Annotated in this window: 28 protein-coding genes; 11 read left to right on the top strand and 17 right to left on the bottom strand. The window is 41.9% G+C overall.

The annotated features are described in order from the left end of the window. The first annotated feature begins 52 nt into the window (after positions 1-52). Positions 53-460 (top strand): hypothetical protein, encoded by a 408-nt coding sequence (locus ACMVDV_RS05640; protein ID WP_416157485.1) that lies wholly within the window; start codon positions 53-55, stop codon positions 458-460. 167 nt (positions 461-627) lie between these two features. On the opposite strand, the gene metG is transcribed toward ACMVDV_RS05640, so the two are convergent. Continuing rightward, on the bottom strand, positions 628-2,652 hold the full coding sequence (metG, locus tag ACMVDV_RS05635; protein ID WP_416157484.1) for a methionine--tRNA ligase: 2,025 nt from the start codon (positions 2,650-2,652) through the stop codon (positions 628-630). A gap of 176 nt (positions 2,653-2,828) precedes the next feature. On the opposite strand from metG, the gene apbC reads away from it, so the two are divergent. From apbC to ACMVDV_RS05620, 3 genes are all read left to right on the top strand, one after another. Further along, positions 2,829-3,908, top strand: a complete 1,080-nt coding sequence (apbC, locus tag ACMVDV_RS05630) for an iron-sulfur cluster carrier protein ApbC (protein WP_304185585.1) — start codon at positions 2,829-2,831, stop codon at positions 3,906-3,908. A gap of 3 nt (positions 3,909-3,911) precedes the next feature. Continuing rightward, positions 3,912-4,499, top strand: coding sequence for a dCTP deaminase (gene dcd / locus ACMVDV_RS05625; RefSeq protein WP_304185583.1), 588 nt, complete (start codon positions 3,912-3,914; stop codon positions 4,497-4,499). A gap of 391 nt (positions 4,500-4,890) precedes the next feature. Then, the gene (locus ACMVDV_RS05620) at positions 4,891-7,308 is read left to right on the top strand and encodes a putative bifunctional diguanylate cyclase/phosphodiesterase (RefSeq protein WP_416157483.1); all 2,418 of its coding nucleotides are present in this window, start codon (positions 4,891-4,893) and stop codon (positions 7,306-7,308) included. Here the strand turns inward: ACMVDV_RS05620 and ACMVDV_RS05615 are convergent. Beyond that, positions 7,256-8,038, bottom strand: coding sequence for a CLCA_X family protein (locus tag ACMVDV_RS05615; RefSeq protein WP_416157482.1), 783 nt, complete (start codon positions 8,036-8,038; stop codon positions 7,256-7,258). The genes ACMVDV_RS05620 and ACMVDV_RS05615 overlap by 53 nt on opposite strands. Continuing rightward, entirely contained in the window at positions 8,035-8,640 is a 606-nt protein-coding gene (locus ACMVDV_RS05610) for a tRNA-uridine aminocarboxypropyltransferase (RefSeq protein ID WP_416157481.1), read from the bottom strand. The genes ACMVDV_RS05615 and ACMVDV_RS05610 overlap by 4 nt, the downstream gene beginning before the upstream one ends. A 198-nt stretch (positions 8,641-8,838) precedes the next feature. Between ACMVDV_RS05610 and ACMVDV_RS05605 the strand changes: the two genes are divergently transcribed. Together ACMVDV_RS05605 and ACMVDV_RS05600 are read left to right on the top strand one after the other, a co-directional pair. Continuing rightward, positions 8,839-9,183 (top strand): Hpt domain-containing protein, encoded by a 345-nt coding sequence (locus ACMVDV_RS05605; protein ID WP_304185575.1) that lies wholly within the window; start codon positions 8,839-8,841, stop codon positions 9,181-9,183. A 104-nt stretch (positions 9,184-9,287) separates the two neighbouring features. Further along, entirely contained in the window at positions 9,288-10,505 is a 1,218-nt protein-coding gene (locus ACMVDV_RS05600) for a pyridoxal phosphate-dependent aminotransferase (protein ID WP_416157480.1), read from the top strand. 85 nt (positions 10,506-10,590) lie between these two features. Here ACMVDV_RS05600 and ACMVDV_RS05595 read toward each other — a convergent pair whose 3' ends face one another. Genes ACMVDV_RS05595 through ACMVDV_RS05580 form a run of 4 tightly spaced genes read right to left on the bottom strand, consistent with a single transcriptional unit; the run spans position 10,591 to position 13,524 of the window. After that, complete coding sequence (locus tag ACMVDV_RS05595) at positions 10,591-11,058, bottom strand: glycine zipper 2TM domain-containing protein (protein WP_304185647.1); 468 nt, start codon at positions 11,056-11,058, stop codon at positions 10,591-10,593. A gap of 20 nt (positions 11,059-11,078) precedes the next feature. After that, positions 11,079-11,714 (bottom strand): penicillin-binding protein activator LpoB, encoded by a 636-nt coding sequence (lpoB, locus tag ACMVDV_RS05590; RefSeq protein WP_416157479.1) that lies wholly within the window; start codon positions 11,712-11,714, stop codon positions 11,079-11,081. A gap of 11 nt (positions 11,715-11,725) precedes the next feature. Next, entirely contained in the window at positions 11,726-12,151 is a 426-nt protein-coding gene (locus tag ACMVDV_RS05585; RefSeq protein WP_416157478.1) for a YcfL family protein, read from the bottom strand. Between the two features lie 8 nt (positions 12,152-12,159). Then, complete coding sequence (locus ACMVDV_RS05580) at positions 12,160-13,524, bottom strand: COG3014 family protein (protein ID WP_416157477.1); 1,365 nt, start codon at positions 13,522-13,524, stop codon at positions 12,160-12,162. A gap of 436 nt (positions 13,525-13,960) precedes the next feature. On the opposite strand from ACMVDV_RS05580, the gene ACMVDV_RS05575 reads away from it, so the two are divergent. Then, on the top strand, positions 13,961-14,890 hold the full coding sequence (locus ACMVDV_RS05575) for a DMT family transporter (RefSeq protein ID WP_416157476.1): 930 nt from the start codon (positions 13,961-13,963) through the stop codon (positions 14,888-14,890). On the opposite strand, the gene ACMVDV_RS05570 is transcribed toward ACMVDV_RS05575, so the two are convergent. The 7 genes from ACMVDV_RS05570 to ACMVDV_RS05540 all read right to left on the bottom strand — a co-directional run bounded on the left by ACMVDV_RS05570 (position 14,823) and on the right by ACMVDV_RS05540 (position 21,485). Next, positions 14,823-15,524, bottom strand: a complete 702-nt coding sequence (locus ACMVDV_RS05570) for a M15 family metallopeptidase (RefSeq protein ID WP_416157475.1) — start codon at positions 15,522-15,524, stop codon at positions 14,823-14,825. The two genes, ACMVDV_RS05575 and ACMVDV_RS05570, sit on opposite strands and share 68 nt — an antisense overlap. Next, positions 15,521-16,651: a succinyl-diaminopimelate desuccinylase gene (dapE, locus tag ACMVDV_RS05565; RefSeq protein ID WP_416157474.1), complete on the bottom strand. Its 1,131-nt coding sequence runs from the start codon at positions 16,649-16,651 to the stop codon at positions 15,521-15,523. Before dapE ends, ACMVDV_RS05570 begins: the two co-directional genes overlap by 4 nt. Next, the gene (locus tag ACMVDV_RS05560) at positions 16,648-16,995 is read right to left on the bottom strand and encodes an ArsC family reductase (protein ID WP_416157473.1); all 348 of its coding nucleotides are present in this window, start codon (positions 16,993-16,995) and stop codon (positions 16,648-16,650) included. The genes dapE and ACMVDV_RS05560 overlap by 4 nt, the downstream gene beginning before the upstream one ends. A gap of 5 nt (positions 16,996-17,000) precedes the next feature. Next, the gene (locus tag ACMVDV_RS05555; RefSeq protein ID WP_416157472.1) at positions 17,001-17,495 is read right to left on the bottom strand and encodes a PTS glucose transporter subunit IIA; all 495 of its coding nucleotides are present in this window, start codon (positions 17,493-17,495) and stop codon (positions 17,001-17,003) included. After that, positions 17,495-17,893, bottom strand: coding sequence for an ACT domain-containing protein (locus ACMVDV_RS05550; protein WP_416157471.1), 399 nt, complete (start codon positions 17,891-17,893; stop codon positions 17,495-17,497). The genes ACMVDV_RS05555 and ACMVDV_RS05550 overlap by 1 nt, the downstream gene beginning before the upstream one ends. Positions 17,894-18,117: 224 nt before the next feature. Next, positions 18,118-20,268, bottom strand: coding sequence for a phosphate acetyltransferase (gene pta, locus ACMVDV_RS05545; RefSeq protein WP_416157470.1), 2,151 nt, complete (start codon positions 20,266-20,268; stop codon positions 18,118-18,120). 2 nt (positions 20,269-20,270) lie between these two features. After that, complete coding sequence (locus ACMVDV_RS05540) at positions 20,271-21,485, bottom strand: acetate kinase (protein ID WP_416157469.1); 1,215 nt, start codon at positions 21,483-21,485, stop codon at positions 20,271-20,273. A 325-nt stretch (positions 21,486-21,810) separates the two neighbouring features. Here ACMVDV_RS05540 and yfbV point away from each other — a divergent pair, with 325 nt between their 5' ends. Beyond that, positions 21,811-22,257, top strand: coding sequence for a terminus macrodomain insulation protein YfbV (gene yfbV, locus ACMVDV_RS05535; RefSeq protein ID WP_304185645.1), 447 nt, complete (start codon positions 21,811-21,813; stop codon positions 22,255-22,257). Here yfbV and rlmA read toward each other — a convergent pair. From rlmA to xthA, 3 genes are read right to left on the bottom strand one after another with little or no spacing between them, the layout of a single operon-like run. Continuing rightward, complete coding sequence (rlmA, locus tag ACMVDV_RS05530) at positions 22,241-23,050, bottom strand: 23S rRNA (guanine(745)-N(1))-methyltransferase (protein ID WP_416157468.1); 810 nt, start codon at positions 23,048-23,050, stop codon at positions 22,241-22,243. The genes yfbV and rlmA overlap by 17 nt on opposite strands. Then, the gene (locus ACMVDV_RS05525; RefSeq protein WP_416157467.1) at positions 23,047-23,718 is read right to left on the bottom strand and encodes an energy-coupling factor ABC transporter permease; all 672 of its coding nucleotides are present in this window, start codon (positions 23,716-23,718) and stop codon (positions 23,047-23,049) included. The genes rlmA and ACMVDV_RS05525 overlap by 4 nt, the downstream gene beginning before the upstream one ends. A gap of 4 nt (positions 23,719-23,722) precedes the next feature. Then, positions 23,723-24,529 (bottom strand): exodeoxyribonuclease III, encoded by an 807-nt coding sequence (gene xthA / locus ACMVDV_RS05520; RefSeq protein ID WP_416157466.1) that lies wholly within the window; start codon positions 24,527-24,529, stop codon positions 23,723-23,725. 248 nt (positions 24,530-24,777) lie between these two features. Between xthA and ACMVDV_RS05515 the strand changes: the two genes are divergently transcribed. From ACMVDV_RS05515 to rluB, 3 genes are all read left to right on the top strand, one after another. After that, a complete protein-coding gene (locus ACMVDV_RS05515) occupies positions 24,778-25,209 on the top strand; it encodes an exonuclease III (RefSeq protein WP_416157465.1) in 432 nt (143 codons plus the stop codon). A 144-nt stretch (positions 25,210-25,353) separates the two neighbouring features. Beyond that, positions 25,354-25,956, top strand: a complete 603-nt coding sequence (gene scpB / locus ACMVDV_RS05510) for an SMC-Scp complex subunit ScpB (protein ID WP_304185549.1) — start codon at positions 25,354-25,356, stop codon at positions 25,954-25,956. Then, positions 25,953-26,822, top strand: a complete 870-nt coding sequence (rluB, locus tag ACMVDV_RS05505; RefSeq protein ID WP_064666048.1) for a 23S rRNA pseudouridine(2605) synthase RluB — start codon at positions 25,953-25,955, stop codon at positions 26,820-26,822. Before scpB ends, rluB begins: the two co-directional genes overlap by 4 nt. Positions 26,823-26,908 lie beyond the last annotated feature (86 nt).

Below are 26,908 nucleotides of genomic sequence, written 5' to 3'. Positions count from 1 at the left end.
TTCAATTGTCGGCACCAGAGACGACAGGACTCAACCAAATAGGAATATAATCATGAAATTATCACTCATAAAAACCATCGCACTTGGCTCATTACTAACTTGCTCAGCAGCTGCTATGGCTGGTGGCAGTGATTACAAATTAATGGTTATTGAAACGGCCAACGCAGCACAGCCAGTTGAGCTGTCGTTTAATAGCTGCGCATTGAATGTTAAGTCAAAGAATTATGAGCAAGCAGAAGCAATTTGCACCAAAGCGATTGCACTTTTAAAGCAAAGCAATGCGCCAAAATTTAAAGTACGTGAATTAACATCGTATGCATTAAGTAATCGTGGTGTGTCACGTATGATGGCTAATAATGATACGGCTGGTCTTTCTGATTTATACGAAGCAGCACAAATTGCTGACAGCGCAATGGTATCGCATAACCTGACTCGCGCTAAAGAATACCTTTCTCTATAAGTTATTTCTGTATCACTACAAGCCGTTTTAAAAAGAAACCATATTGATTATCAATATGGTTTTTTGCGTTTTAATTGGATTATGATTTATAGAGCAATTAAAAATAAATTAAAAAGCCGTTGTTTTAAAACAACGGCTTTTTAGTCTTTAACTTTTTACCAGTCGAATTACATTACTCGCATGCCTGGCTCTGAGCCATCGTCTGGGTTGAGTATGTAAATTTCTTTACCGCCAGGGCCGGCAGCTAAAACCATGCCTTCTGACATGCCAAAGCGCATTTTACGTGGTTTTAAATTCGCAACCATCACAGTTAGTTTGCCCTCGATGTCTTCTGGCGCGTAAGCTGATTTAATACCAGCAAATACTTGACGTGTTTCGCCGCCTAAATCGAGGGTGAGTTTTAGTAGCTTGTCAGCGCCTTCAACGTGCTCTGCTTTAGCTATTTTAGCTACGCGTAAATCTACTTTGGCAAAATCATCAAACTCGATTTCAGCAGCGATTGGCTCTTTAGCAAGTGGGCTGTTAGGATCAATTTTGTCTTTTGCTGCTAATAAACTTTCTTTTGATTCTTCAACCATTTTGTTCACTTTATCCATTTCGACACGTTGCATTAACGGTTTAAACTTATTGATAGGGTGGCTTACCAGCGCAGTTTGCGCGCCTTGCCAAGATAGTTCATCATTTAAAAACGCTTCTACATTGGCTGCCATGCCCGGTAATACTGGCTTTAAGTAAGTCATTAATACACGGAATAAGTTAAGTCCAAGCGAACATACTTGATGTGCTTGTTCTTGCTTGGCTTGGTCTTTAATTAACACCCAGGGTGCTGCGGTATCAATAAATTGGTTGGCTTTATCAGCCAGCGCCATAATTTCACGAATTGCACGGCTGTAATCACGGTTTTCATAGTGCTGAGCAACGGTATCGGTAGCGGTTTGAAATTCGGCTAATAATTGCGGCTCCATTACGGTGTCGCTTAATTTACCGTCAAATTTTTTCGTAATAAAACCGGCACAACGGCTGGCGATATTAACCACTTTACCCACTAGGTCTGAATTTACGCGCAGTGCAAAGTCTTCAAGGTTTAAATCAAGATCGGTAATGCCGCTGTTAAGTTTTGCTGCGTAGTAATAACGTAAAAACTCAGGATCTAGGTTGTCTAAATAAGTACGCGCTTTAATAAACGTGCCTTTTGATTTAGACATTTTTGCGCCATTAACGGTGACAAAACCGTGCGCGAATACATTGGTTGGCTTTCTGAATTTTGCGCCTTCAAGCATTGCAGGCCAAAATAAGCTGTGGAAGTAGATAATATCTTTACCGATAAAGTGGTAAAGCTCAGCGTCAGAACCTTCTTGCCAAAATGCATCAAAGTCGATGTCTTGTTTGTCACACAAGTTTTTAAAGCTGGCCATGTAACCAATTGGTGCATCTAACCATACATAAAAGTATTTACCTGGCGCACCCGGGATTTCAAAACCAAAATAAGGTGCATCACGGCTGATATCCCACTGTTGCAGGCCATCGGCAAACCATTCGTCTAACTTGTTGGCCATTTCTTGTTGAATAGTGCCGGAGTGAAGCCATTCTTTAAGCATGTCTTCAAACGCGGGTAAATCGAAAAAGTAATGCTCAGAATCTTTTAATACAGGCTCAGCACCCGACATCACAGAGCGCGGATTAATTAGCTCTGTAGGGCTGTATGTTGCACCACAGGCGTCACAGCTGTCGCCATTTTGATCTTCAGACTTACAAGTAGGGCAGGTACCCGTTACAAAACGATCCGGTAAGAAAATGCCTTTTTCAGGGTCAAATAACTGCGAAATAGTGTGCTTTTTGATATGACCAGCATCGTTTAGGCGATTATAAATAAGTTCGCTTAATTCTTTATTTTCTTGGCTGTGAGTGCTGTGATAGTTATCAAATTTAATATTGAAGTCTGCAAAGTCACGTTGTCGTTCAATACTGACATTTTTTACCATTTCTTCCGGCGTGATCCCTTGCTTCTGCGCATTTAGCATTATTGGTGTGCCATGGGCATCGTCGGCGCAAACATAATAAGCTTCGTGGCCTTGTAATTTTTGAAAACGCGACCAAATATCAGTTTGAATATATTCCAATAAATGACCTAAATGTGTTGGGCCATTGGCATAAGGTAATGCGCTGGTAATGAGGATCTTTCGCTGTGCCATAATCATTCCGAATTGACGGTTCCGGTTAGGGAACGGATGAAAATCATAATATTATCAGCAAACCTAAAGGAAACACCTTAGTGGTGAGCCGATTTTCATTAATTGACTGGTGTTAATGCCCTGAATGTTACATAATTCCGAGGCAATTTTCATCAAAGAAACACTATTTTATTGCTATGTTTGGACTGTCGAAACTATTCTCTTCTAAATCGGTGCAAAAACAACCGATTATTGCTGCATTAGCAGGGTATCGCAGTGCCGCTTTTGCAGTTGGCGTTGATGAAAAATTTATCAACCGTATTGAACCACAAAATGATAACTCATTATTGCTCAATTTAACGCTGCCATTTGCTGCGCTATCTGAAATGCCACAAGTGGCTGAGTTTGTCAGCGAAAAGCTTAAGCAAACGGTGGTGATTAACGCTAATGTTGAGCTGCCTGGCGCGTGCAAATTCAAATCTATTAAACATATTGTATTGATTGCATCTGGCAAAGGCGGGGTTGGTAAATCAACTACGGCTGTGAATTTGGCGGGCGCCCTTATCGCTGAAGGTGGCAAAGTTGGGATTTTAGATGCGGATATTTATGGTCCTTCTATTCCTATGTTGTTGGGACTAAGCGGCGCGGCGCCTACGACACAAGATGATAAACAATTACAGCCCTTTGATGCTAATGGCATTAAAGCTCAATCAATCGGTTTTTTAGTGCCCAGTGATGACGCCACGGTATGGCGCGGGCCAATGGCCTCGGGTGCGGTTAATCAGTTACTTAACGAAACAGCTTGGGGCGAGCTTGATTACCTGATTGTAGATATGCCACCGGGCACTGGCGATATTCAATTAACTATGAGTCAAAAAGTGCCTGCCAGTGGCACTGTGATTGTCACCACGCCACAAGATTTAGCGTTGGCAGATGCGCAAAAAGGCATCGCGATGTTTAATAAAGTGAATGTGCCGGTGTTAGGTTTGATTGAAAACATGAGCCATTTTTTATGCTCGCACTGTGGTGAGCCTAATCATGTATTTGGCAAAGATGGCGCAATAAAATTAGCCCAGCGTCATGGTGTGCCTGTGTTGTCAAAAATTCCACTGGCGATTGATATTCGCGAATACTCAGAGCAAGGCAAATTAATAGCAATGGATAACCAAGCTGCTGTGAGTAAAACTTATGCTGATGCTGCGCGCTTAATTGCCAGTACGCTTTACTATCAACAACCCCATCATGACTCAGTTGAGATTGTGATTACGGATGATTAACTAATGAGATTATCAGATACCCATATTAAAGAATATATTGCCCAACAACGTATTATTATTGAGCCAAGTCCGACCGATGAAATGATTTCTGGGGTAACGGCAGACTTACGGTTAGGCAATAAGTTTCGTGTGTTTCAAGATCATACCGCAGCGTATGTTGATTTAAGCGGTCCTAAAGATCAGCTTAATAAAGCGATGGAATCGATAATGAGCGATGAAATCGTGCTAAAAGATGGCGATGCGTTCTTTTTACACCCGGGTGAACTCGCACTTGCAATGACTTACGAAAAAGTAACGTTACCGGCTGATATTGTGGGTTGGCTTGACGGCCGTTCGTCATTGGCGCGACTAGGTTTGATGGTGCACGTTACGGCACACCGGATAGATCCAGGTTGGTCTGGTAATATCGTGTTAGAGTTTTATAACTCAGGTAAGCTGCCACTGGCGCTGCGGCCAATGATGAAAATTGGCGCAATGAGTTTTGAAACCCTGTCAGGCCCTGCTGAAAACCCGTATAACATTCGTAAAGATGCCAAATATAAAGATCAAACCAGCGCCGTTGCTAGTCGTATCAGTGACGATCGCAATTAATTAAAAATACATTTTAAAATAAAGGTTTACCAGAAGGTAGGCCTTTTTATTTACTAGAAAAACAATATCTCTTCGGTTAATTACTGGCAATTTCACTCAATACTTCCATACTTTAGTTATCTTTTTGCAATGTACTATAGCTTAATTACATCAAGGTAGAGAATTCAGCGTTTCACTGGGCTTAATCTCAAGCGTTACTTTATAATCAATGCTTTGCTTTTAATGCCAATGATGTTCGGATCTTGGGGCTAATTAGCTATATATGTTAAAAGCACATGGAGTGACAGTGATTCAGGTAAGTACATTCGCACGAACAGTGTTTATAAATTTTTTGCTCGTACTTTTTAGTATCGCTGCCTCATCGTGTGCGATAGCTGCAAATGACTCCGTTGTGACAGGCTGGATCGTGCCAGCGAATGATCCCTTTGAAACTGCCAAACCCTTGCTACAACATGCAATAACAGCCTACGCTAAATCAGACTTATCACAAGTTCGGTTGAAAGCCGAGCAAGACTATTGGTTTATTATTGATTTATCTCAGTACCAACAATCACAGTCAAACGTTATTTATGCTGATAATGTTCATTTATCACACGTTGATTTTTACACCCTAGATGACAATTTTAACCAGCTAGTTGCAGCAAATAATGAGGCGCACCGCGCCATTAATAAGGTGTTGCCCCACGTAGTATTTACCGCCGACAGGGCGCATTGGGCTGTGCTATCTGCTCGCCACAATGATGATGAGTGGATCAACATTGGCTTTGCTACGGAGCAACAATTTATTGAGTTAGTAAATACTAAACTGCGAAATTTTATATTAATTATCGGCGTATTACTGCTGTGTATTACGATTGCTGGCACTGTTTACATTTTGTCACATCAAACTAAAGCACTTTATTTACTTGTTTATCTTGGGTGTATATTAAGTGAGTTTTTAATAGCGCAAGGGGTATTGAATTATGTTAGTAATGCGCTGTTACCTTTATGGTATGCAAAGCTACAGTTTTCATTTCAAGTGATGGCACTGGCGGTGATCAGCTTTTGCTTTATTCATTATTTACAATCACAGAATATTTTAAAACCACGTCAGTATAAGTTATTAGCGTATGTTAGCTTATTTAGTATGACAGCAATTTTAAGTTGTTTTATGAAGCAATCAGTGCACTTTGTTGTTGTGACTTTGAGTTTGGGTTTTATGCTAGTGCTGCTAAGTTATTTATTTTTTTATTGGCGTAGTAACACCAAACAACCAATCCAGTATGAGTTTTTAATTGTCTGGTGTGCTGTCATTTTACAAACGCTGTGTTGGCAAGCAACATTAGTGGCTGGTGCACAGTTATTCCCATTTAATGACGTATTAATTGTGGTAAATGCATTGGCGTTTGTGATGGCGTTACTTATTCATGAACGAAAACGTGTTAAGCAATATAACCATAGCCTCACGCATGATGATGAAACAAAACTACCGAATAAACTGTTACTAATAAAACGCCTTGATAGCCAAGTAAAACTAACCACAGCGCATTCTATATTGCTATTTAGGCCCGCAGTATTGTCGAATGCACGGGCAAATTTTGGTTATGAGCATGTCAATGAACATATAAAAGTGATTATGAATAAATTGACGCAGCAATTAGCCTCAATGAATGTATTGTGCGTTGAAACGAATACACAAGGAGCACGAAGTATTGTTCGACTTGATGACAGTACTTATGCAGTGGTAGTACTGGGTAGGCTAGAGTTGAGCCAAATAGAGCAGTTGGTGTGTGTGATCAACAGTGTGTTTGCTGATGGCATTACCCATAAACGGCTTCATTTAATTGATAAAGTTGATATTGGCGTGGCAAATTACCCGTTACATGCAAGTACAGCTTCGCAATTGATCCAGCGCGGCTTACAAGCATTGGGTGCAAAACCATTGCATGGTGAACGTTGGCATATGTTTAATATTGAAAATGTCACTCTTTCGCAGCGTCGTATCGCCATAGCATCAGCTTTAAAAGAAGCGATTGAATATGATCAACTTAGCTTGTTTTTCCAACCACAGGTTGATTTAAACACAGGGAAAGTACATGGGTGTGAAGCTTTATTGCGCTGGGAACACCCACAATTTGGGCATGTGCCGCCGGATCTATTTATTCCGATAGCTGAATCATCGGGGATCATTTCAGAGCTAACCGAATGGGTGATTACGCACGCGTTGATTTACCAAAAACAAATGACGGCATTATTGCCGGAGCATATTGTTTCCATCAATATTTCTGCTAAAGATTTAATGTGTAAAGATTTACCCGTGTTATTTATTACACTACTGGATGAGTTTAAGCTTAATGCGAGTAACATAATGCTAGAGCTGACCGAGTCTGCGACGCTTTTTGAAGGCGTTGATATAAAGAATGCACTGAATGATTACCGTTTAATTGGCGTTAAAATAGCCATTGATGATTTTGGCACTGGCTATTCATCACTGGCGTATTTGAGCAAAATGGGCTTTGATGAAATAAAAATAGATAAGCAATTTGTGATGAACATTGAGTATTCAAAAAATGATCAAACAATCTGTCGCGCGACCTGCGATATCGCTAAATCGTTGGGTTCTTATGTTGTTGCTGAAGGGATTGAAGACAGCCAAAGTATGGTTAAATTGCAAAGTTACGGCTGTGAAATTGGCCAAGGATATTACTTTTCACGGCCTTTAACGTTTGCTGATTATATGCTGTGGCTTGAGAAAAACCTTGAAAACACTTCGTTAGTTACACGCGATGATGAAAGAGCAACTGGCCTAATCGAGAAAAATAATTATTAAGTGCCTCATTACAAGTTGTCAAGGTGTCGCTATCAGGATAAATAAGGCCTGAGGTATTGATACCCGATACTAAAAAATGATTAACGATTTGCTCATTACGGGCAATACAGGCTTCAAAGCTACGTGCGGCTAACTCTTCAGGCATGCTCATATAATATTGCTGATGGTGTTTATCAAATGCGATACATTGCTGTACATATTTATTCGCATTGTCACCTGTGGATTCTAAAAATACGCTTTGGTAAAACTTATTTAACGCTAAGTTGAGCGGATGGGATGGCGCTATAGGGTGTTCAAGCCACAGTTTCGATGCAAAGTGGTTTTTCGAGTGAGTAGGAAAAACATGCCCTGCGATATGATGGTCAAATGCATGAAACCATTCATGCGCCAGCGCGCCAGCTCCGGCATTTTTTGCCAGCGCAAGGGTACGTGTTCGGCTATTATAATGCGCCTGCACGTGTTGTTGGCCGCCATGGCCAAAAGCAAAGTTAAGCTTTCCTCTGAGGCCAATCGCGCTAGGGGGAACTTGCAGAATTTGGGCTAAATCAGCTAAGGCATCATAGATCAAATTAGCACTAATAAAGCGCTCTTCTTTGCTAACCCATTTACCAACCACCATAGTACGAAAGCCAAAAGTGTCACGAATATCGTTAAAATCAACTTGGTCATCAAAGCGATAATTGGGCCCTTGGCGGTAAAACCCGCGTTGTAAGCGATTTTTAGCCATCATTTTACTTGATAACGAGCTTTAACATGCACAGGCATAAACTGAGTTTGTTTGTTGTTAAGCGCTTCTAGTACTTGATATAAAGCTGCTGGGTTTGCGTGTTCAATTAACGCTAAGCTATGTGCTACCGCTTCTAAGGTCGACAAACTATCTTCGCGTGGGGCTTTACGAATGCGGTAGCGATTTTGTGGAATTGTGGCAAAGCTGACTTTCTTAAAGTTGTTTAGCGCAGGGGTCAATTGCATTAGCTTAAATGCTTTTTTCCATGTGCCATCAAGCACAATTAAATGGCTTAACTGCGCGGTAAACTTTTTGGTTGAAATGCTCGCATCATCTAACAAAATGGCATCTTCAGCAGGGTAGAGCAGTGCTGTTGAGGTGCAGGGGAGTTTTTCTAAGATACTGAAGTCAGTCTGCGTTTCACCAATAATTAGTTCACATTGAGTTAGACAAAGCGTTAATAAGCGCGCGGTGTTTTTACTCACTTTGATTTCGTTAGGATCCTGTAAAATAATAATTTTAAGTTTGTTATCAAGCACTGATAAATCTTCACAAAGGCAAGTTGATAAGCTAAATTTACAATGAGCACACAGCGAACGAGACATAAAATAATCTATTTATTTGTGAATAGTTGAAAACCCGTTAATTATACGCTGAATGAGACGATTAGTTGGTTTTTTTTCGAGATAACATTAGGGTATGCACATTATTGCAAATTTAACCTCGAAAGATAAGCAGACTCTAGGGTCTAGAATTAACATAAGTTACTGATGTCGTGTTGCATGAGTAAAAAAGGATAAAGAATGAACACAATTATCATTGATGAAAACGCATTGGAAAGTATGGAATCGTTATTAGGAGAGCAATTTAGTGATACATTGGTGTTTTGCTGCGCTGAATTTGAGCGCTTAAGCTCAGCAATATTAGCAACGATCCATAACGATATCCAAGTCGCCAGCCGTCATGCCCATAGCTTAAAGTCGAACGCCGCGCAATTTGGAGCGAGTAGTTTGTCGGAAGTGGCAAGGACAATCGAGCAAAGTTTGAACAATCATAATACAGCGCAAGCACTCGAGGCATCACAACAACTAGATAGCCAAGTTGCGGGCTCAAAGGCAAAGTTAACTGATTGGTTGCAAAGCCGTTAGCTATATACTCAGACGTGAATTTATTTCAGTTTTAAAGCCTTAAATACACTAGTATTTGGCCCCTCTACTAGGGTAATCTAGTTGTTCCACTAGTAGAGGTAAAAATGTCAGAAATTAAAAAGAGTCATAAATTACAAGGCGTTTGTTATGACATTCGTGGGCCAGTGTTAGTGCAGGCTCGCAAAATGGAAGATGAAGGCCAAAAAGTTTTAAAATTGAATATTGGTAATCCCGCGGCATTTGGCTTTGATATGCCAGAAGATATGCACCGTGATATTATTCGTAACTTATATTCAGCCCAAGGCTATTGTGACTCGAAAGGCCTCTACTCAGCCCGTGTGGCTATTTATCAGCACTACCAACAACGCGGTTTATCCAATCTAGACGTAGATAATATTTATATTGGTAATGGCGTCAGTGAATTAATTCAAATGACGACTCAGGCGTTACTCAATAATGATGATGAAGTGTTGATCCCTGCACCGGACTACCCATTATGGACAGCGTCAGTGAAATTGGCAGGGGGTAACCCCGTTCATTATTTATGTGATGAAGAACAAGATTGGTTTCCAGATATTGCTGATATTCGTAGCAAAATCACCTCAAAAACCAAAGCGTTGGTGTTGATCAACCCAAATAATCCGACTGGTGCGGTATACGATGATGCGTTATTACAACAGTTGATAGACGTAGCCCGTGAGCATAAGTTATTGTTATTAAGCGATGAAATCTACGAAAAGATTTTATATGACGGGATCACCCATAGCTCCATTGGCGCGCTGTGTGATGACGTGCCGATCATCACCTTTAACGGTTTAGCGAAAACTTACCGCGCAGCAGGTTTACGGATGGGCTGGATGGTACTCAGTGGTCGCACCTCGGTCATGGACGATTTACGCAAAGGTTTAGATATTTTAGCTTCAATGCGTTTATGCGCTAATGTGCCTGCGCAATATGCGATTCAGCAAGCGTTAGGAGGCGTACAATCAATTGATGAGTTAATTAATCCTGGTGGGCGCTTGTACGAACAACGCGATATCGCCTGGCGTGGTTTGAATGCCATAGATGGTATTTCTTGTCTAAAACCAAAAGGGGCTTTGTACGCTTTTGCCAAAGTGGATACAGAACGTTTTAATATCAAAAATGATGAAAAAATGATCCTCGATTTACTCAAAGCAGAAAAAATATTGTTAGTGCATGGTAGGGCATTTAACTGGCCTAGCCCTGATCACTTTAGATTGGTGTTTTTGCCTAATAAAGATGATTTAACGACCGCGATGGGCAAGATGCAGCGCTTCTTTAATAATTATCGGCAAAGTTAAGAGTTAATACTTGGCAACAATAAAAAAGCGAGCTCATAGTAAAATGATGGCTCGCTTTTTTCATTTCAGATCAGACTAGCTAAACTCAGTAGGCTTTATCAACGCGGACGGTATTATCTGATAAATACACTAAGCGCACGCTGTCACCGGTGTTAAAGGTCATTTGGCTGTCTTTGTCTTGAACCACCATAAATTGCTTACCGTTTTCAACTTTGATCATTAATTCAACCAAATGATATTGGTTGTAATGACTGCCTTGCTGGCGGTTATGCGCAACGCTGCCACCAATTACAGAGCCTAAAATAGTCGCTGCGGTGCGGCCGCTGCCACCACCAAATTGATTACCGATCACACCACCTAGTAAGGCGCCGCCAAAGGTTTTCCAACCACTATTTTTGTCTTGCACCAGTTCTTGTTCAGTAATATTACGCACTGATTGCACATTGCCAAACAGTACTTGCTGTACGGGCACGGCTTTATTTCGCTCATATGCTGCAAAACTTGGGTTACTGATGAGCAGGGCTGTACACAGCCCAATTATGAGTTTATTCATCATTTACCTCCTAAGCTGCATTACCAGCCAAAGGTTGATTTTTCTCGGGTTTTCCGAATTTCTGTTTCGTCAGCCCATTCGATTAAGCCACTTTTTAAATCCATTAAGCGCATGGTAAATTTATAGTACACATCGGCTTTATCTTTGTTTGACTTAACAATGCTTGATAAATTGCCATACAGCATATATTGCGCGCCCACTTGCTGACCAAAGGCCACTGCAGTTGAAGGGTCAACTAATGCATCAACATTTTGAAAGTTAAGTTGCTCTCTTACAGCTTCTACACGGCTCATATCCACAAAACGGAATTTACCGCTGCGCAGTAGTTGGGTTGAAATTGAATCAGTGATCGATTCAGTATCAATGTGCTCACTGGTTTTGTTTTTAATACGTTCAACAAATACCACTGGGCGTGTATTAGCGGTCATAGTACCCACCACTGGCGAAGCCAGCAGCGAATCGGTCATTTGCGTAGCGACTTTTTGCAAGTCGGTTGAACCAAAGTTAATATCGGTTGTTTCAACAGCTTGTGCGTCACCGTAGCTAACCACCGCTTTATTAGCACAGCCACTGAGCGCTAAAGCGCTTAAGCCAAGTAAAGCAAAACCAGAGAGTGCTTTAAATGTTGGTTTTTTCGTTGTGTTTTCAGTATTCATAGTGGTGTCCTTTACTTTTTAAATTCTTGTGCTTCAGTCGATACTTCGCGAACTGCTAATGAAAATGTGACTGCATCGGCTGTCGGTGCAAGGCCAGGTAGCTGCATATTAGCAAAACCAAATAAAGTCAGCGCTTGCCAAGGTGAATGATTGCCTTTGATCACAAAGCCATCTCCGTCGTACCAAGTAAACTGGTACTGCAAATATTGTGACTTTTTATATTGGCTAGACAGTGTCACCACGACATCGGTTAACTGATTAGTTTGGCGAGTCTTTACATCAGTGATGGCCAGTTTTTTAGCTAATTGAGGGTTATCTACTTTTAACTGTTGCTGGTATTGTGCTGAAGCTTGTTCAACACTAATACCTGATGTGGTTGGTCTACTTGTACAGGCTGCCAGTAGACACACCGCTAATAATGGCACTAAATATTTCATGGTAGCTCCTAAAGTTGCACTACATGGGAATTAAAATAGTTGTTAATAGAGGTTAGATAAATCAAGGTTAACCCTTGCTTACTAACGGTAAAGTTTATGTCGCTATGAGCACCAAGTTTTAATACATGATCCCCTGCCGCGAGCTGGGTACGCGCGACACTTATTTGATTGGGCAGCGTCAACCAACTACGGGTATCCGCTTGCTCTGACGCTAAGTTGTAAATATTCGCGAGAATATTGCCGACATCGCCGCCACTGCGTGCTAATTCTGCACGTACTTTTTCTTTTGCTACTAAACGCAATATTTGCCGAGAGACTCTCGCCGGTGTTTGCTCCTCGAGGGTTTTCGCCGCCAGTGCTTCTAGGCGTACCAAGGGGCTCAATGGTAAAACCTGTGCTGCGATATTAATTTTGTTAATCGCGGGTATAAATGCGTTATCTTTATAAACGGGCATCGCTAAACTGTAAAAGCGCGCATCGCCACGGGATGTATAAATCGGTAAACGCAACACAAACTCATCTTTTTCTGGTACTAACCCTTGTTCAACTAGCACCACCACTTCACCGCTGTTAGCGGCGCGCTTAGTTGGTTCTCCAAAGCGTTTTCTAAACTCAGCAAAATCTTGGTCAAAGCCTTGTCGCTTGGCAAGCTGCAGTACATCTTGCTGCAAATAGGTATTTTCTGGATTGATTTCCAGCGCTTTTTTAAAATCAATGTAGGCATCATCGTATTGCTTATTACTTTGGTAAAGTAAGCCTGACAAATAAAACGTAAACGCATTTTGGTAGCCATTTTTTACGTTTTTAATCACCTCATCCATGCTGGGATAATGCTTTTGCGCTTCTTTTACGGTGGCATCAATGTCATCTTGGTTAGCCGTTAATGCATCTGTTTGTACTTTATTAGCGCGGCGCACTTCAACCAGTGCACCTTCAATATCATTTTGATAAACATAACTGAGTGCTTTATAGCTATGCAGCATACTCATTTCATAAGGCGCTGGCGTATACGCGATGACAGAGTCATTGGTGAGCAGGGCGTTACTTTGTTCAAGCCCTGCACTGAGTTGTACTTTGGCGGCTTGGCGTTTTATTTCCATTTGCTGATAGACCGCTTCATATTGCGGTTGCGCAGTATCATCTTGATTCGTTAGCGTGTTTAAACGAGCGTGTTCTAATTGATTGAGCAAGTAGTTGCTGTGCGATTGCCCATTAGTTGGCAATAGCTGCTGGGCTTGAGCCATATTATTGCTATTAATTGCTTGGCGTACAGGCGTCATTTGAGTGGCGTAATCAGTAAAAAGATCACCAAATCCAATGGTACTGCATCCACCTAAAATAGCACAAAAGCCAAAAATAACACTACGTTGCACATGGCACTCCTTTTATCACCGTTAATACAGATTAGCATAAACTAATCTGAGGGCGATGATAAACAATGTAAAAAATCGTAGGCACTCATTCTATAATTACGTAACTGAGCTGAAATAGATCAGCAAAGCCGCTAGTTTTCAATTTAGAATATTTCATAATCAAATAAGTAGTCGATTAAATGACGAAAACTCATCGACTTTACTGTGTTGCTAAGTGTTGTGCTATCCCAATACCAATCACTGACACTACGATTACAACAGGTAAACTTTGCGCAATTATGGCAATCCTGTATAAATGATATACCCAGTGAGCAAATTGCTGGCTTTCTTATCAGTTTGATAAATCAATGGCTCGAACGTGGTTGGCTGGTGTCAGCGACAACATAACAAACCATACACGCTGCATGTGCAGTAACGGTTTTAACTAAGGAACACTTTGAAAGCAACATTGTACACGGTACTTGCCTTGCTGGCATTTGCAGCAAACTCTCTTTTATGCCGTATGGCATTAGTTCAAAACTACATAGATGCTTGGAATTTTACTGCGTTGCGGTTACTCAGTGGCGCGCTGTGCTTAGGCTTTATCGTACTTATACAAGCAAAATCAACAGCCAATTCGGCTAATAATAATGACGATATTGAGCTCGACGTGAATGATCGCGGCAGCTGGCGCAGCAGTATTAGCTTACTGGTGTATGCACTATGTTTTTCAATTGCGTATGTAGAACTAGATACCGGTACTGGGGCACTTATTTTATTTTCTGCGGTGCAGCTAACTATGATTGCTTGGGGGATATATAATAAAGAGCGATTAAGTGCTGTGCAGTGGAGTGCATTTATTATCGCTGTGATTGGCTTTGTGTATTTGATGTTGCCATCGGCGACTATCCCTTCAGTTATACCGGCACTATTGATGATGCTAAGCGGCATTGCCTGGGGTATATACAGTATTCGCGGTAAAGTATGTATTTCACCGCTTAAAACCACCACCTTTAATTTTGCGCGTAGTTTATTTGCGTTGCCCGTATTACTTATATTTGGTTTTAGTCATTTAGCGGGGCTTAGTTGGCAGGGCATTGCGCTTGCTTGTGCCTCAGGCGCGTTGGCATCGGGTATTGGTTACAGTATTTGGTATGTTGCTATGCCACTGTTAAAAAGTAGCCAAGCTGCGGTGGTGCAACTGTGTGTGCCGGTTATTGCAGCACTGGCGGGAATGTTATTTTTAGCGGAAGAACTCAGTATTCAGTTTGTGATTGCCAGCGCCGTTATTCTTGGCGCTGTATTGGTCTTTATGTTGGCTAAACAGCCGGTGTACTCACATTTAACACATAGCGCTGATAAAGCTGCGGCAAATGCGCCAAAATAGTGGTTTTGCCAGCAATGTCACTGTTTTTTATTATATCCGTCAATACTGCAATACTCTGGTGTTGCAGTAACAGCTGGGCTTGTTGAATGTGGCTAATATGCCAAGGCTCTGGTGCAACGCCACCTAAGTCTTGTTGATAGGGGCGATAAAAACCATATGCTTGTAAATGGCTATCCAGCCACTGAGTCATTGCCGCAAAAGGGCCATTTTCAGTGTATTCACTCGGCTCTAGCTGCAATTTATAGTCTGCTGATACGGCGGCTTGATCAAAGATATCAAGATCAGTCCCAAAGTGATGTCGACTGGTACCAGGCAGTGCAGAGTAGAGCATAATCGCATGGCACTTTTCAATCTCTGACATACACGTTAAATCAACGCGCTGTTGGTGTTTATTAAGCACCGGACGTTGACCAGTAAACTTAGCATTCCAGATCAGTGCTTGGCGCTCAAAATCCCGAAAGCTAGACGCGATGGCTAATTCAAAGCCCGCTTCCCGCGCTGCATTTTGTAACCGCATAAAGTCATCAACAATCTCTTTATGCAGTTTATAGCCTTGATATGCAACAAGCATTAGCTCATTTTTACCACACGCACACTCAGCTAATTGTTGTGCTGTGAGTGTACCTTGGCTCATGTTAACAGCTGCTCTAAAATGTGTTCGTAAATATCGGCAAGGGCAATTAGATCGTCACTGCTGACACATTCATTGACTTTATGGATGGTGTCATTACGTGGTCCAAGTTCAATCACCTTTGCGCCCGTTTGCGCAATAAAGCGCCCATCAGAGGTGCCGCCGCTGGTTTCAAGTGCGGTGTCTAAACCGGTTACTGCTTTTATCGCGGCAACCGTTGCATCAATAAGTGGCCCGCCTTCGGTGATAAATGGTTGGCCATTAACAATCCAATTCAGCTCATACTCAAAATCATAATCAGCTAACATATCAACAACGCGTTGCTGTAATTGCTGATGGGTTACTTCAGTACTAAAACGAAAATTAAACTGCACTTCAAGTTCACCTGGGATCACGTTACCAGCGCCGGTGCCGCCATTAATGTTTGAGATTTGAAAGCTTGTTGCTGGGAAAAACTCATTACCGTTATCCCACACGGTTTGGCTGAGCTGCGTAAGTAGCGGGGCGGCTAAGTGTACTGGATTTAAGGCAAGCTGCGGATAGGCGACATGACCTTGAATACCTTTAACGGTTAAAAAGCCAGTCAAAGAACCCCGACGACCATTTTTAACCACATCACCGAGTACATTACGCGATGACGGCTCACCGACTAAGCACATATCAATTTTTTCACCGCGAGCTTCTAACGTATCAATTACGCGGGTTGTCCCGTTGATAAAGGGGCCTTCTTCATCTGAGGTGATTAAAAACGAGATTGAGCCTTTGTGAGCTGGGTGTTTTGCAACAAAGCGCTCAGTTGCAACAATCATCGCAGCGAGTGAGCCTTTCATATCAGCAGCGCCACGGCCGTGTAATAGTCCATCGACAAGCAACCCTGAAAATGGCGGGTGTTGCCAGTTTTTTTCAGGCCCTGTGGGGACCACATCGGTGTGCCCAGCAAAGCAAAAATGCGGGGAGCTATTGCCTTTGCGTGCCCACGTATTCAAGGTATCGGTGAAAAACATTGACTCAATATTAAAGCCAAGCGCTTGTAAACGCTCATTCATCATTGTTTGGCAATCAGCATCTTCAGGTGTGACCGAGCGACGTTGGATCAACGCTTGAGCAAGTTCAATGACAGGATGGATCATGATGCAAAAATCTCATCGTATTGCGCCACTTTAAAGCCTAAGTGGTAAGTATCATTATGAATTAATACTGGGCGTTTGATCATCGCCGGTTGCTCTACCAAAATGGCCAGTGCGCTGTTTTTATCAAGGTTTTGTTTTTGCTCATCAGTTAATTGGCGGTAGGTTGTACCGCGCTTATTAACCAGCTCTTGCCAGTCTAGGTGATTGGCAAACTCGCTGATCATAGCTAGGTTTACGCCGTCTTTACGATAGTCATGAAAGGTATAATCAATGGCGTTATCGGTTAAATATTTTTTGGCTTTTTTTATAGTGTCACAGTTACTGATGCCGTAAAGAGTGGTCATATTAATTACTTCTTAGTGATAGTTAAAAGGGTGTCTATCCCTGCGCTTACGTGGGATAACGAATAATGCATGGGTGTAAGCTGATGGCCATTGAGCAAAATCAGGCAGGCGAGTAATGGGCTACTGAGATCTCTGAGATCAAAATAGGCGAGTCGCTGACCTTTTGTCACTTTACTGCCATTAAGCTGAGCAATGTGTGTTTGCTTAATGTGCTGCTGTGGGTCTAACTGTAAATTCAGCAGTACTTTTAAGCCATTATTAGCTTGTAGAATAAATTCTGTGCCGGCATTTTTTACTTGTACTAATGTACCATCAAAGGGCGCTAATATTTTGTGATTGCTCAATGCAACCATAATGCCTGGGCCCAGTGTGCCGTAGCTAAAAAATGGTTCTGGGTGCTCAGTTAATGGCATTACCTTACCGCTAAAAGGACTGCAAATTGCAATACTGTTTGGTGTTAATTGTCGCTGTGGTAAATAGCTAATATCCGGGATTTTCATTATGCCAACTTGGTTTCATTAAGCAGCTGATAGCCATCTTTTTTTAATGCTTTTATGGCATCATTGATGCGTTGTTGTTTTACGAGCACGTAGTCAGTGTCGTAAGTTGAAATCGCAAAGATAGAGATATTAGCCTTGGCTAAAACGCCAGAAGTATTCGCCATGATCCCCGTGAGCGAAAAACCAAGTGGGCCAATGACTTCTAAAGCACGCCAATCATGTTCAGCATCAAGGCTGTCAATGGCAAACTGGCTAGGGCATACAATCGATAATTCATCTTTAGTTTTGGCTACCACAAACATTGACTGGTTGAATAAACCCGCTGGGATCTCGGCATCAACTTCAAGGGTATGAATAGTAAAGGTTGTACTATGTAGCTTTAATGTTTGTTTAGACATTGCGGACCCTTTGTAATTGTAAAGCTTTCCATCAGCATATACTGATCAATAGTATAGATTATCAGAGTGAAATAAAAGGCCAATGTTGTCCACAATTTCTGTGGATAACATTGGGAGTAGTGAGGTATAAAGTGAGTAAGTTACTTATTTTATTAACTATTTTAAATAGGGTTAGATTAACAGCAGAGTAAAGTGAGCAGCATTTGCTCACTTTACTCTAAACGTTAATTATCTTGTACTTGGGCTGCTTGGATCGCGGTAAGTGCGATGGTATAGACAATATCGTCTACCAAAGCGCCACGGCTTAGATCATTAACGGGTTTACGCATGCCTTGCAGCATTGGTCCAATGCTGATCAAATCAGCACTACGTTGCACAGCTTTGTAAGTGGTGTTACCGGTGTTTAAATCTGGGAAAATAAATACCGTCGCTTTACCTGCTACTGGGCTATTTGGCGCTTTTTTAAGGGCGACATTTTCCATAATGGCAGCATCGTATTGCAGCGGCCCATCGATGATCAGATCGGGGCGCTTTTGCTGCGCTAATTGCGTTGCTAGGCGGACTTTTTCTACATCTGCACCAGTGCCAGAAGTACCGGTACTGTAGCTTATCATTGCAACGCGTGGCTCAATACCAAATGCTGCTGCGGAATCGGCTGACTGAATGGCAATATCAGCTAATTGCTCGGCCGTTGGATCCGGATTAATCGCGCAATCGCCGTATACCAGTACTTGATCGGGTAAGAGCATAAAAAACACCGATGAAACTAATGATGAACCCGGGGCTGTTTTTATTAGTTGCAGCGGTGGGCGAATGGTATTCGCTGTGGTGTTAACCGCACCAGAGACTAAACCATCCACTTTGCCACGCTCTAACATCATAGTGCCCAGCACCACGTTATCTTGTAATTGCTCCAGTGCTACAACTTCAGTTAACCCTTTGCTTTTGCGAATTTCAACCATAGGAGCAACATAATCGTTGATCACATCCTGTGGTTCGATAATGGTTACGTTTTCGTTAAGCTCAACACCTTGCTGCATTGCGATACGTTCAATTTCTTCGCGATCGCCTAATAAAATGGTTCTTGCAATACCACGTTGGCCACAAATAGCCGCGGCTTTAATGGTGCGAGGTTCATTACCTTCAGGCAGTACAATCGTTTTTGCCGCTTGACGGGCTTTATCTGTAAGTAGATAGCGAAACGCAGGCGGCGACATTTTCCGGGTTTTACCAACGCTTTTAGCAAGGGTATCTAACCAATCAGAATCAATATGGCTGGCATTATGATGCTTAACTTTATCAATACGTTGGACATCGTCACAAGGTACTTCCATATTAAAGTTATGTAACAATAATGAGGTACGCCATGTATCCGCTTCGGTACTTAAAATAGGCAAGCCAGTGGCCATGGCCTGTTCGCATAAAGTCATGATCCGTGGCTCTGGTTTAAAACCACCAGTTAATAAAATTGCGCCAATTTTAGTGCCGTTCATAGCTGACAAACAGGCTGCAACTAGTACATCAGAGCGATCACCTGGCGTGACGAGCAGTACACCTGGCGTAAAATGGCTCAGGATGTTAGACACAGTGCGAGCACAAAATGTGACACTACGCAGTCGTCGATGCGCCATATCACCTTCGTTGAGTATTTGCGCTTTTAAATAGGCTGATAAATCTTTCACCCGCGGTGCCACAAGCTCAAAATTCCATGGGATCGAGCCTAATAACATAAAGGGGTGTTTTCTAAAAATGGGCAGTGACGCCAACCGGTTCAGTTCGTTTTCTAATTTGTCAGGTTCGTGTGACTCAACTAAATCAGCTCGGGCTCTGCCTTCATCATCCAGTGGAGCATTCACCTTATTAAAAATGCAGCCTAATACCCGAGCATGATCAACACTGCCATAATAGCCGGCGGCAATTTCTAAGCGGTCTTCAATTTGGTCATTGCTGTCATTGCCTGGCGTAAGTACAAATACAATATCAGCCCCAAGGGTTTGTGCGATTTCACGGTTTACTCGCCCTGCATAAGGTTGGCGACGGGTAGGCACCATGCCTTCTATGATAGCCACGACATCATCACCAATGGCATTTTCAAAGCGCTCGACTATTTCTTCAAGTAAGTCATCACCTTTACCATCACCAATCATTTGCTCTGCGTAATCAAGAGCAAAAGGGACGGGAGGGGTAATTGCGGAGCCTTGAGTAACAATTTGGGTTGATTTTTCCGGCCCAGTTTCCCCTGAGCGAGGTTGGGCAATCGGTTTGAAAAAGTTAACTTTAACCGTTTTTTGCTCGAGCGCGCGCACTAAACCAACCGATACTGAGGTTAAGCCAACCCCCGTTGAGATTGGAACTAACATAATTCGACGTGCCATTGTTATTGCTCCTGTGCAATTGCTGCGGCATCACGGGCGATCACCCACTCTTCGTTGGTTGGCATGACCACCGCTTTTGTTGAGCCGTTATCTGAACTTATCACACCTTGCGTGCCAAAGCGGGCAGCAAGGTTTGCGTCGTTATCACAATCTAGACCGAGGTAGGCGAGTTGAGTAATCACTTTATCACGAATAATATCGGAGTTTTCGCCAATGCCGCCGGTAAAAATTAATGCATCAAGGCGCTGTAATGGCACCATAAACGCGGCCACTTGTTTCGCTAAGCGGTAACAAAACATCTCAAGTGCTAAAATGGCTTGTTCATTGCCAGCTACAGCTGCTTCTTCGATAGTACGGCAGTCGTTTGACAGTTCGCTGATACCGAGTAAGCCGCTTTGTTTATTTAATAAATCGTCAATTTGTTGCGCGTCATAATTTAGTTGCGTGGTTAAAAAGTTAAATAGACCAGGATCAATATCGCCGCTGCGGGTGCCCATCATCAAGCCTTCAAGCGGGGTTAAACCCATGCTGGTGTCGACACTTTTACCATTTTTAATCGCACAGACTGAACAACCATTCCCTAAATGGGCGCTGATAAAGTTACTTTGTTCTATCGGTTGATTGAGCAGTTCCGCTGTTTGGCCTGCAACATAATAATGACTAGTACCATGAAAACCATAACGTCTAACACCATACTCGGTATACAGTTTATAAGGCAGCGCATAGAGATAAGCGATATTGTTCATGGTCTGATGAAACGCAGTATCAAACACAGCCACTTGTGGTAATCCTTTAAAGGCGGCTTGTGCTGAGGCTATGCCTAACAAATTTGCATGCCCGTGTAATGGGGCAAGTGTTGCTGCTTGGGTAATGCCTTTAATAACAGCATCATCAATCAACATTGATTTAGTAAAGTGCTCACCACCATGCACTACACGATGACCCACGGCAATGAGATTGCAGGCTAAATCGTGCTCATTTATAAGCTTAACGAGGGTGTCGATTGCTTCTTTGTGCGCTTGATTTGCTGCCAACTCAAGCAAGTGTTTTTTGCCTAAGTATTTGTATTTAATTGATGGCGATGATGATCCTAAGCGCTCAGCCAAACCTGAAATGATTTCTTCAGAGCTGATGGCATCTAAAATAGCGAATTTTAAACTTGAACTTCCACAATTAAGAACAAGCACGTGGTGTGGCGATGAAGGTTGCGCAGACATATCAGGATCCCATGTTTTGACAATATCGGTAAGTGCACATTAAGCTTAGTTGTAATATAACTAAGCATCGAACTAGATTGACTAAAGTTACCGTGTTAACGGTCGATAAATTGCTATGGATATAGCCAATGGCTATACTAAAATCTAGTTGACTTAATGTGCGTTTATTTTACCTGATTAATTTATTTAAGGTAAGTTTAAACCATGATCAAAATATGTTTTGGACGAAAAGGTGGAAGGGATTTTACACAGGAATGTTGCCATCAATGTGATATACTCGCTCGGCCAACATTTATAAATACACCAGCGACACCTAGGAGTCATGATGCAAAAAAGTGTGATGTCACAAGTTCAAACTGGTCGTGAATATGCTAAAAAATGGCCGATGCGTAAAGAGCTAGCGCCTATTTTCACGGAGTTTAGAGTGATTAAAGCCACTGAGTTGGCAATTACCGTCATGCCGATTTTGGCAATGCTCACTTTATTTATGCAAATTAATTATTTAGGCAGCAGTTTTTTACCTCAAGCAATCGCCATTGCATTGTTTTTTGTATCGTTACCGTTGCAAGGTCTACTGTGGTTAGGCAAGCGTGCAGATACTGCGCTTGAGCCTGCGATGGAGCATTGGTATAAAGAGCTGCACAGCAAAATGGTGGCTAACGGCTACCAAGGCCATACCCCTAAAGATAAACCTAAATATGCAGAATTGGCCCATTTGCTCAATGATATGTTTGATAAAATGGACCGTGCTTTTACTAAAGAGAATCTGTAAGTCGGGTGAATTGACTCACATAAAATGACAAGGTGACAACTTGCTCGCCTTGTTGCTCTAACTGTTGCCAATGCTCTGGGCGAAACTTCCAGGCAAAGGGGGTCATGGTTATCAGGTTTTTCACGTCATTAAATGGCAAGCTTATTTGTTGCTCTAACAAGGTTTGCTCAACCAACTCAAAGCCTTTCGGTATACTAATGGGCGTGTGTGCATTAACGTCGCGATAAATGTATTGCTTCAGCTCTTTTAAATGCCAAGGGCCAGGGCTTGCCACAATAAGTGTGCCATCCGCTTTAGCTAACCGTGCTAATTCAGCATCAAATAACGGTGCAAAAATACTCACCAACACATCGGCCATACCCTCATTAAACGGTGCTTGGCTTATTGATGCTACGCTAAAATTACAATTACTGTATCGCTTTGCAGCGTATTTTATGGCTGATTTTGAAATGTCTATCCCATAAACTTTTGCATCACACGCACTGGCTATCGCTTGCGTATAAAAACCTTCGCCACAGCCTAAATCGATAACGTATTGTGGGGAGTGCGTTGCAACACGCTGGGCAATGGCGGTTTGTAAAAACTGATAATGCCCGGTTGTTAAAAAAGCACGCCGTGCTTGCACCATATCAAGGTTATCGCCCGGTTGTTTGGAGTTCTTTTGTTGTACGGGCAATAAATTTACATACCCTTCTTTGGCCGTATCAAAGCTATGGTTGTTGCTACATTTGAGTACATTAGTGTGTAATATTAGCGATTGCTGGCAAAGCGGGCATTGATAATCAAGACTCATGAGTCTAGGTAATCCTTATCGTAAAAAGTTTTCACCCAATGTGGGCGATAGGTGATCAATAAAGTGATAGCCATACCATTGAGCATCGCTTCTGGAAACCAAATGATGGCACATAAGTAGAGGTAATTTTCACTTAATTCAAACCAATTGTAATTGCCCGTCGCATAATAAAAGGCACTCACAGTAATAATCTTCAAACAGGCAATTAAAGCGGCACAAATAAAAGCACAGACAAAAATATAGATGAAAAAATGCCGTGGCAACAGGCTGTAACACAGTATAAATAAGCCATAACTTACTAAAATCGGCAAGTAAGCGCTAAGCAGTAACTGTATTGGTAACTGTGCAATGCTAATTTGATTAAAGGCGGCCAGTAGCACACTGGCAAGCGTGGCGCTCAATAATGCAAATCGCCAGCCTAAAATAAGTGTGATGGCGGTAACACCAAGAATGTGTAATTCAAGGCCTGGCAATATGCCCGCTTTAATGCGCCACAGCAGCATAAACACTAAGGCGCAAGCGAACACGCCAGTTTGTCGTGCTGGTGTAGCTAGTAACTGTTGGTATTGCTTGTTACTAATACTGAGCCAAACAATGCAGCCGACAATAAGCCAAGCAATTACTTGTAAATTGCTGCTTATTATCGGCGCTGTAATTAACTCATGCATGTAATTAGCTAAATGTTGACCAAATGGGGGCGTGATCGGATGGTTTTTCGATACCACGCAGCTCATAATCAATACCGGCATCAATACAACGCGCAGCAAGTGCAGGCGTTGCTAATACAACGTCAATACGCAGGCCACGGTTATCATCAAAACCTTTTGAACGATAATCAAACCATGAGTATTGCGCTGTTGTGTCTGGGTGAAGTTCACGAAAGGTGTCTTTAAAGCCCCACTCCAGTAAGGTTGCAAGCCATTGACGTTCTTCTGGTTGGAACGAGCATTTACCGGTTTTTAACCAGCGCTTACGGTTTACTTCACCAATACCAATATCAAGATCGGTCGCAGAGATATTGATGTCGCCCATCACAATCACATCTTCATCATTATTATGATGGGTGTCTAAATGGGTCATTAAATCGCGGTAAAACTGGCGCTTATATGGAAATTTAATTTCATGGCTGATGTTATCACCTTGTGGGAAATAGCCATTCATCACCGTTAAATCACGGCCATTTTCTTGGCTGACAGTGACACTGATCATACGTTTTTGCGATTCTTCAGTATCAGTTGCAAACCCTTTAACTACAGATTTAGGTTCATTTTTGCATAACATAGCCACACCGTAATGGGCTTTTTGACCATGAAAATACACGTGATAACCCATTTTTTGCACATCTTCGAGTGGAAAAGCTTCATCGTGTACTTTTATTTCTTGTAAACCGATGATATCAGGCTGATGTTTCTCAATAATTGCTTGTAGTTGATGCAGGCGAGCTCGCAGCCCATTAATGTTAAATGAAATTACTTTCATGGCTAGACCTTAAATTAGAATTAGCTTTTCGCAGATTATGGCAAATTCTACCATCAAATAAGATCTGGTACATGTGCTTATTTATTAAAAATAAATTGCTTAAATGATGAACGAATTATGAATGATGATTAAAAATTGTTAATGCAATTTAAAATAAAAGATTAACTATATAATCCAGTTGATTTGTCTTTTTTGGTCTATATAATGCGCAAAAATCACTCACTTTATCACTCCACCAAAGGTAAATCATGAAACTACAATTATTAGCATTGTTTGCGGCAACGACTGCATTTTCTCACACTGCAAGTGCGGCACAATACTTTAATGCGGATCAAAAAATTGAATCTAAACTGTGTTCAATTAGCGCCAACCAAGGATTTACTGCCGCGCGTAAAGTAGCAGCACAACATAATGTCTATCTATCGCGTCAGTCAAAAAGCATTTTATGTAATGGCGAAGATATTCGCAATATTGCTAAAAAGCGTGATGATAAAATTCGCCAACAAAAAGTAATTACAGTGTTTGCTAAAAACAGCAATACAGAAACGCAATTATGCATGACTGCATTACAACAAGGTTTGGCGCCAGTAAAAGCAAAAATTGCAGATCTTAATTCTTTGCAATGTAATGGTGAAGTGGTTACCGAGTTTGTGAAACGCTATCAAGGCGCAACTATTTGATCAAAATAGGCTGTGCTAATGCACATTTCGATATTAGCGGTTGTTAATGACCGCTAATATTGTCTTTTTAAATAATAACTTTTCCAACCTTTGCATAGTTCTGGCATAATAGTGCGTTGAATATACCTCAGCGTCTTGGTGTCTATGGTGACAAAATCGGCTACAAAACGAATTAGTGATGAGCAACTTGTTGAGATCATTGAAGCGGCTATTTTTGTTGCTGGAAAACCCCTCAGTAAGCGGCACTTAAAAGAAACGCTATTAAGTGACTTGAGTGTGTCGATGACGCGCATTAACCTCGCAATTGAACAAATCCAAATTCATTATCAAACCCGAGGTATTCGGTTAGTTGAAGTGGGGAGTGGCTTTCGATTTCAAGCATGTGCGAGTTTGGCGCCTTGGTTAAATAACCTTTGGCAAGAACGAGCACCTAAATATTCTCGTGCCTTATTAGAGACGTTATCCCTTATTGCGTATCGTCAGCCAATCACCCGAGGTGAAATAGAGCAGGTACGTGGCGTAACTGTTGGCTCTGGTATTATTAAAAGTCTGCTCGAACGCGAGTGGATACATGTTGTAGGCCATAAAGAAGTGCCGGGTAGGCCTGCTTTATATGCGACAACTAAACAATTTTTAGATTATTTTTCGTTAACAGGTTTAGATAATTTACCGCCACTGCCAAAACAGCAGCAAAGTAAAATCGACCAGTTATTGAGTGATCCTTCTGTGAGAGAACTATCCGAATGAGTATACAAGGTGAAAAGTTACAAAAAGTCTTAGCAAGAGCGGGCGTTGGTTCGCGACGTGAGATGGAAAAATACATTGATGCGAATCGCGTCAGTGTAAATGGCAAAGTAGCAAAATTGGGCGATCGTGTTGAAGAAACAGATTTGATCCGTGTTGACGGCCATACCGTTAAAATTGAAGAAAAAGCAGAACGTATTTGCCGTGTCATTATGTATAACAAACCTGAAGGTGAGTTATGTACACGTAAAGATCCTGAAGGACGTAGAACTGTATTTGATCGCCTACCACGGGTTGATGGCGAACGTTGGATTGCAGTCGGTCGTTTAGATATAAATACTGCCGGCTTAATGTTGTTCACCAATGATGGTGAACTTGCCAATCGCTTAATGCACCCAAGCTATGAAGTAGAGCGTGAATACTCAGCCCGTGTATTTGGTGAAGTCACCGCTGAAACCATCAAGAATTTAACCAAAGGTGTTGAACTTGAAGATGGTATGGCTAAGTTCCTAAATATAAAACCACTGGGCGGCGAAGGCATTAACCGTTGGTATAACGTTACTTTAACTGAAGGACGTAACCGCGAAGTACGTCGTTTATGGCAATCTCAAGATGTTGAAGTGTCACGTCTTATTCGTATTCGTTATGGTAAGTTAGAGCTTGATAAACGGCTACCGCAAGGTGGTTGGGCTGAGCTTGAACTCGAGACCGTTAACTATTTGCGTAAAACGGTGAAGTTAGGGCGTGAAACACAAACTAAGTTGTCAGTAATGCCTGAAAAGCGCAAAGATAAACGCGCTAAAATTAATCAAATTCGTAAAGCTGTTAAAAAACATAATAACCGCGTTAAACAAACGAAACGCCGTTAATCAGCATAAAGTAAGCTGCTAACTGCGCAGCTCTGCTTACCGAGTAAGCGCAAGGTCAATGATCCGTAATTAGTTTTGCTAATTAC

This window comes from Pseudoalteromonas sp. ASV78 (genome assembly GCF_047806705.1).
GTDB lineage: Bacteria > Pseudomonadota > Gammaproteobacteria > Enterobacterales > Alteromonadaceae > Pseudoalteromonas > Pseudoalteromonas prydzensis_A.
Note: the sequence above shows the minus strand (reverse complement) of the source record. Positions and strands in the feature narration are given on the sequence as shown.

Bases quoted from the DNA above. Each gene is read 5' to 3' on its own strand.
- metG (WP_416157484.1), bottom strand. From the start codon at position 2,652: ATGGCACAGCGAAAGATCCTCATTACCAGCGCATTACCTTATGCCAAT.
- ACMVDV_RS05525 (WP_416157467.1), bottom strand. From the start codon at position 23,718: ATGCATGAGTTAATTACAGCGCCGATAATAAGCAGCAATTTACAAGTA.
- ACMVDV_RS05570 (WP_416157475.1), bottom strand. From the start codon at position 15,524: ATGAGCCAAGGTACACTCACAGCACAACAATTAGCTGAGTGTGCGTGT.
- ACMVDV_RS05560 (WP_416157473.1), bottom strand. From the start codon at position 16,995: ATGACCACTCTTTACGGCATCAGTAACTGTGACACTATAAAAAAAGCC.
- dapE (WP_416157474.1), bottom strand. From the start codon at position 16,651: ATGATCCATCCTGTCATTGAACTTGCTCAAGCGTTGATCCAACGTCGC.
- xthA (WP_416157466.1), bottom strand. From the start codon at position 24,529: ATGAAAGTAATTTCATTTAACATTAATGGGCTGCGAGCTCGCCTGCAT.
- ACMVDV_RS05515 (WP_416157465.1), top strand. From the start codon at position 24,778: ATGAAACTACAATTATTAGCATTGTTTGCGGCAACGACTGCATTTTCT.
- rluB (WP_064666048.1), top strand. From the start codon at position 25,953: ATGAGTATACAAGGTGAAAAGTTACAAAAAGTCTTAGCAAGAGCGGGC.
- ACMVDV_RS05550 (WP_416157471.1), bottom strand. From the start codon at position 17,893: ATGTCTAAACAAACATTAAAGCTACATAGTACAACCTTTACTATTCAT.
- ACMVDV_RS05610 (WP_416157481.1), bottom strand. From the start codon at position 8,640: ATGTCTCGTTCGCTGTGTGCTCATTGTAAATTTAGCTTATCAACTTGC.
- ACMVDV_RS05640 (WP_416157485.1), top strand. From the start codon at position 53: ATGAAATTATCACTCATAAAAACCATCGCACTTGGCTCATTACTAACT.
- lpoB (WP_416157479.1), bottom strand. From the start codon at position 11,714: ATGAATACTGAAAACACAACGAAAAAACCAACATTTAAAGCACTCTCT.
- yfbV (WP_304185645.1), top strand. From the start codon at position 21,811: ATGCAAAAAAGTGTGATGTCACAAGTTCAAACTGGTCGTGAATATGCT.
- ACMVDV_RS05585 (WP_416157478.1), bottom strand. From the start codon at position 12,151: ATGAAATATTTAGTGCCATTATTAGCGGTGTGTCTACTGGCAGCCTGT.
- ACMVDV_RS05605 (WP_304185575.1), top strand. From the start codon at position 8,839: ATGAACACAATTATCATTGATGAAAACGCATTGGAAAGTATGGAATCG.
- ACMVDV_RS05615 (WP_416157482.1), bottom strand. From the start codon at position 8,038: ATGATGGCTAAAAATCGCTTACAACGCGGGTTTTACCGCCAAGGGCCC.
- scpB (WP_304185549.1), top strand. From the start codon at position 25,354: ATGGTGACAAAATCGGCTACAAAACGAATTAGTGATGAGCAACTTGTT.
- dcd (WP_304185583.1), top strand. From the start codon at position 3,912: ATGAGATTATCAGATACCCATATTAAAGAATATATTGCCCAACAACGT.
- ACMVDV_RS05595 (WP_304185647.1), bottom strand. From the start codon at position 11,058: ATGAATAAACTCATAATTGGGCTGTGTACAGCCCTGCTCATCAGTAAC.
- rlmA (WP_416157468.1), bottom strand. From the start codon at position 23,050: ATGAGTCTTGATTATCAATGCCCGCTTTGCCAGCAATCGCTAATATTA.
- ACMVDV_RS05600 (WP_416157480.1), top strand. From the start codon at position 9,288: ATGTCAGAAATTAAAAAGAGTCATAAATTACAAGGCGTTTGTTATGAC.
- apbC (WP_304185585.1), top strand. From the start codon at position 2,829: ATGTTTGGACTGTCGAAACTATTCTCTTCTAAATCGGTGCAAAAACAA.
- pta (WP_416157470.1), bottom strand. From the start codon at position 20,268: ATGGCACGTCGAATTATGTTAGTTCCAATCTCAACGGGGGTTGGCTTA.
- ACMVDV_RS05555 (WP_416157472.1), bottom strand. From the start codon at position 17,495: ATGAAAATCCCGGATATTAGCTATTTACCACAGCGACAATTAACACCA.
- ACMVDV_RS05540 (WP_416157469.1), bottom strand. From the start codon at position 21,485: ATGTCTGCGCAACCTTCATCGCCACACCACGTGCTTGTTCTTAATTGT.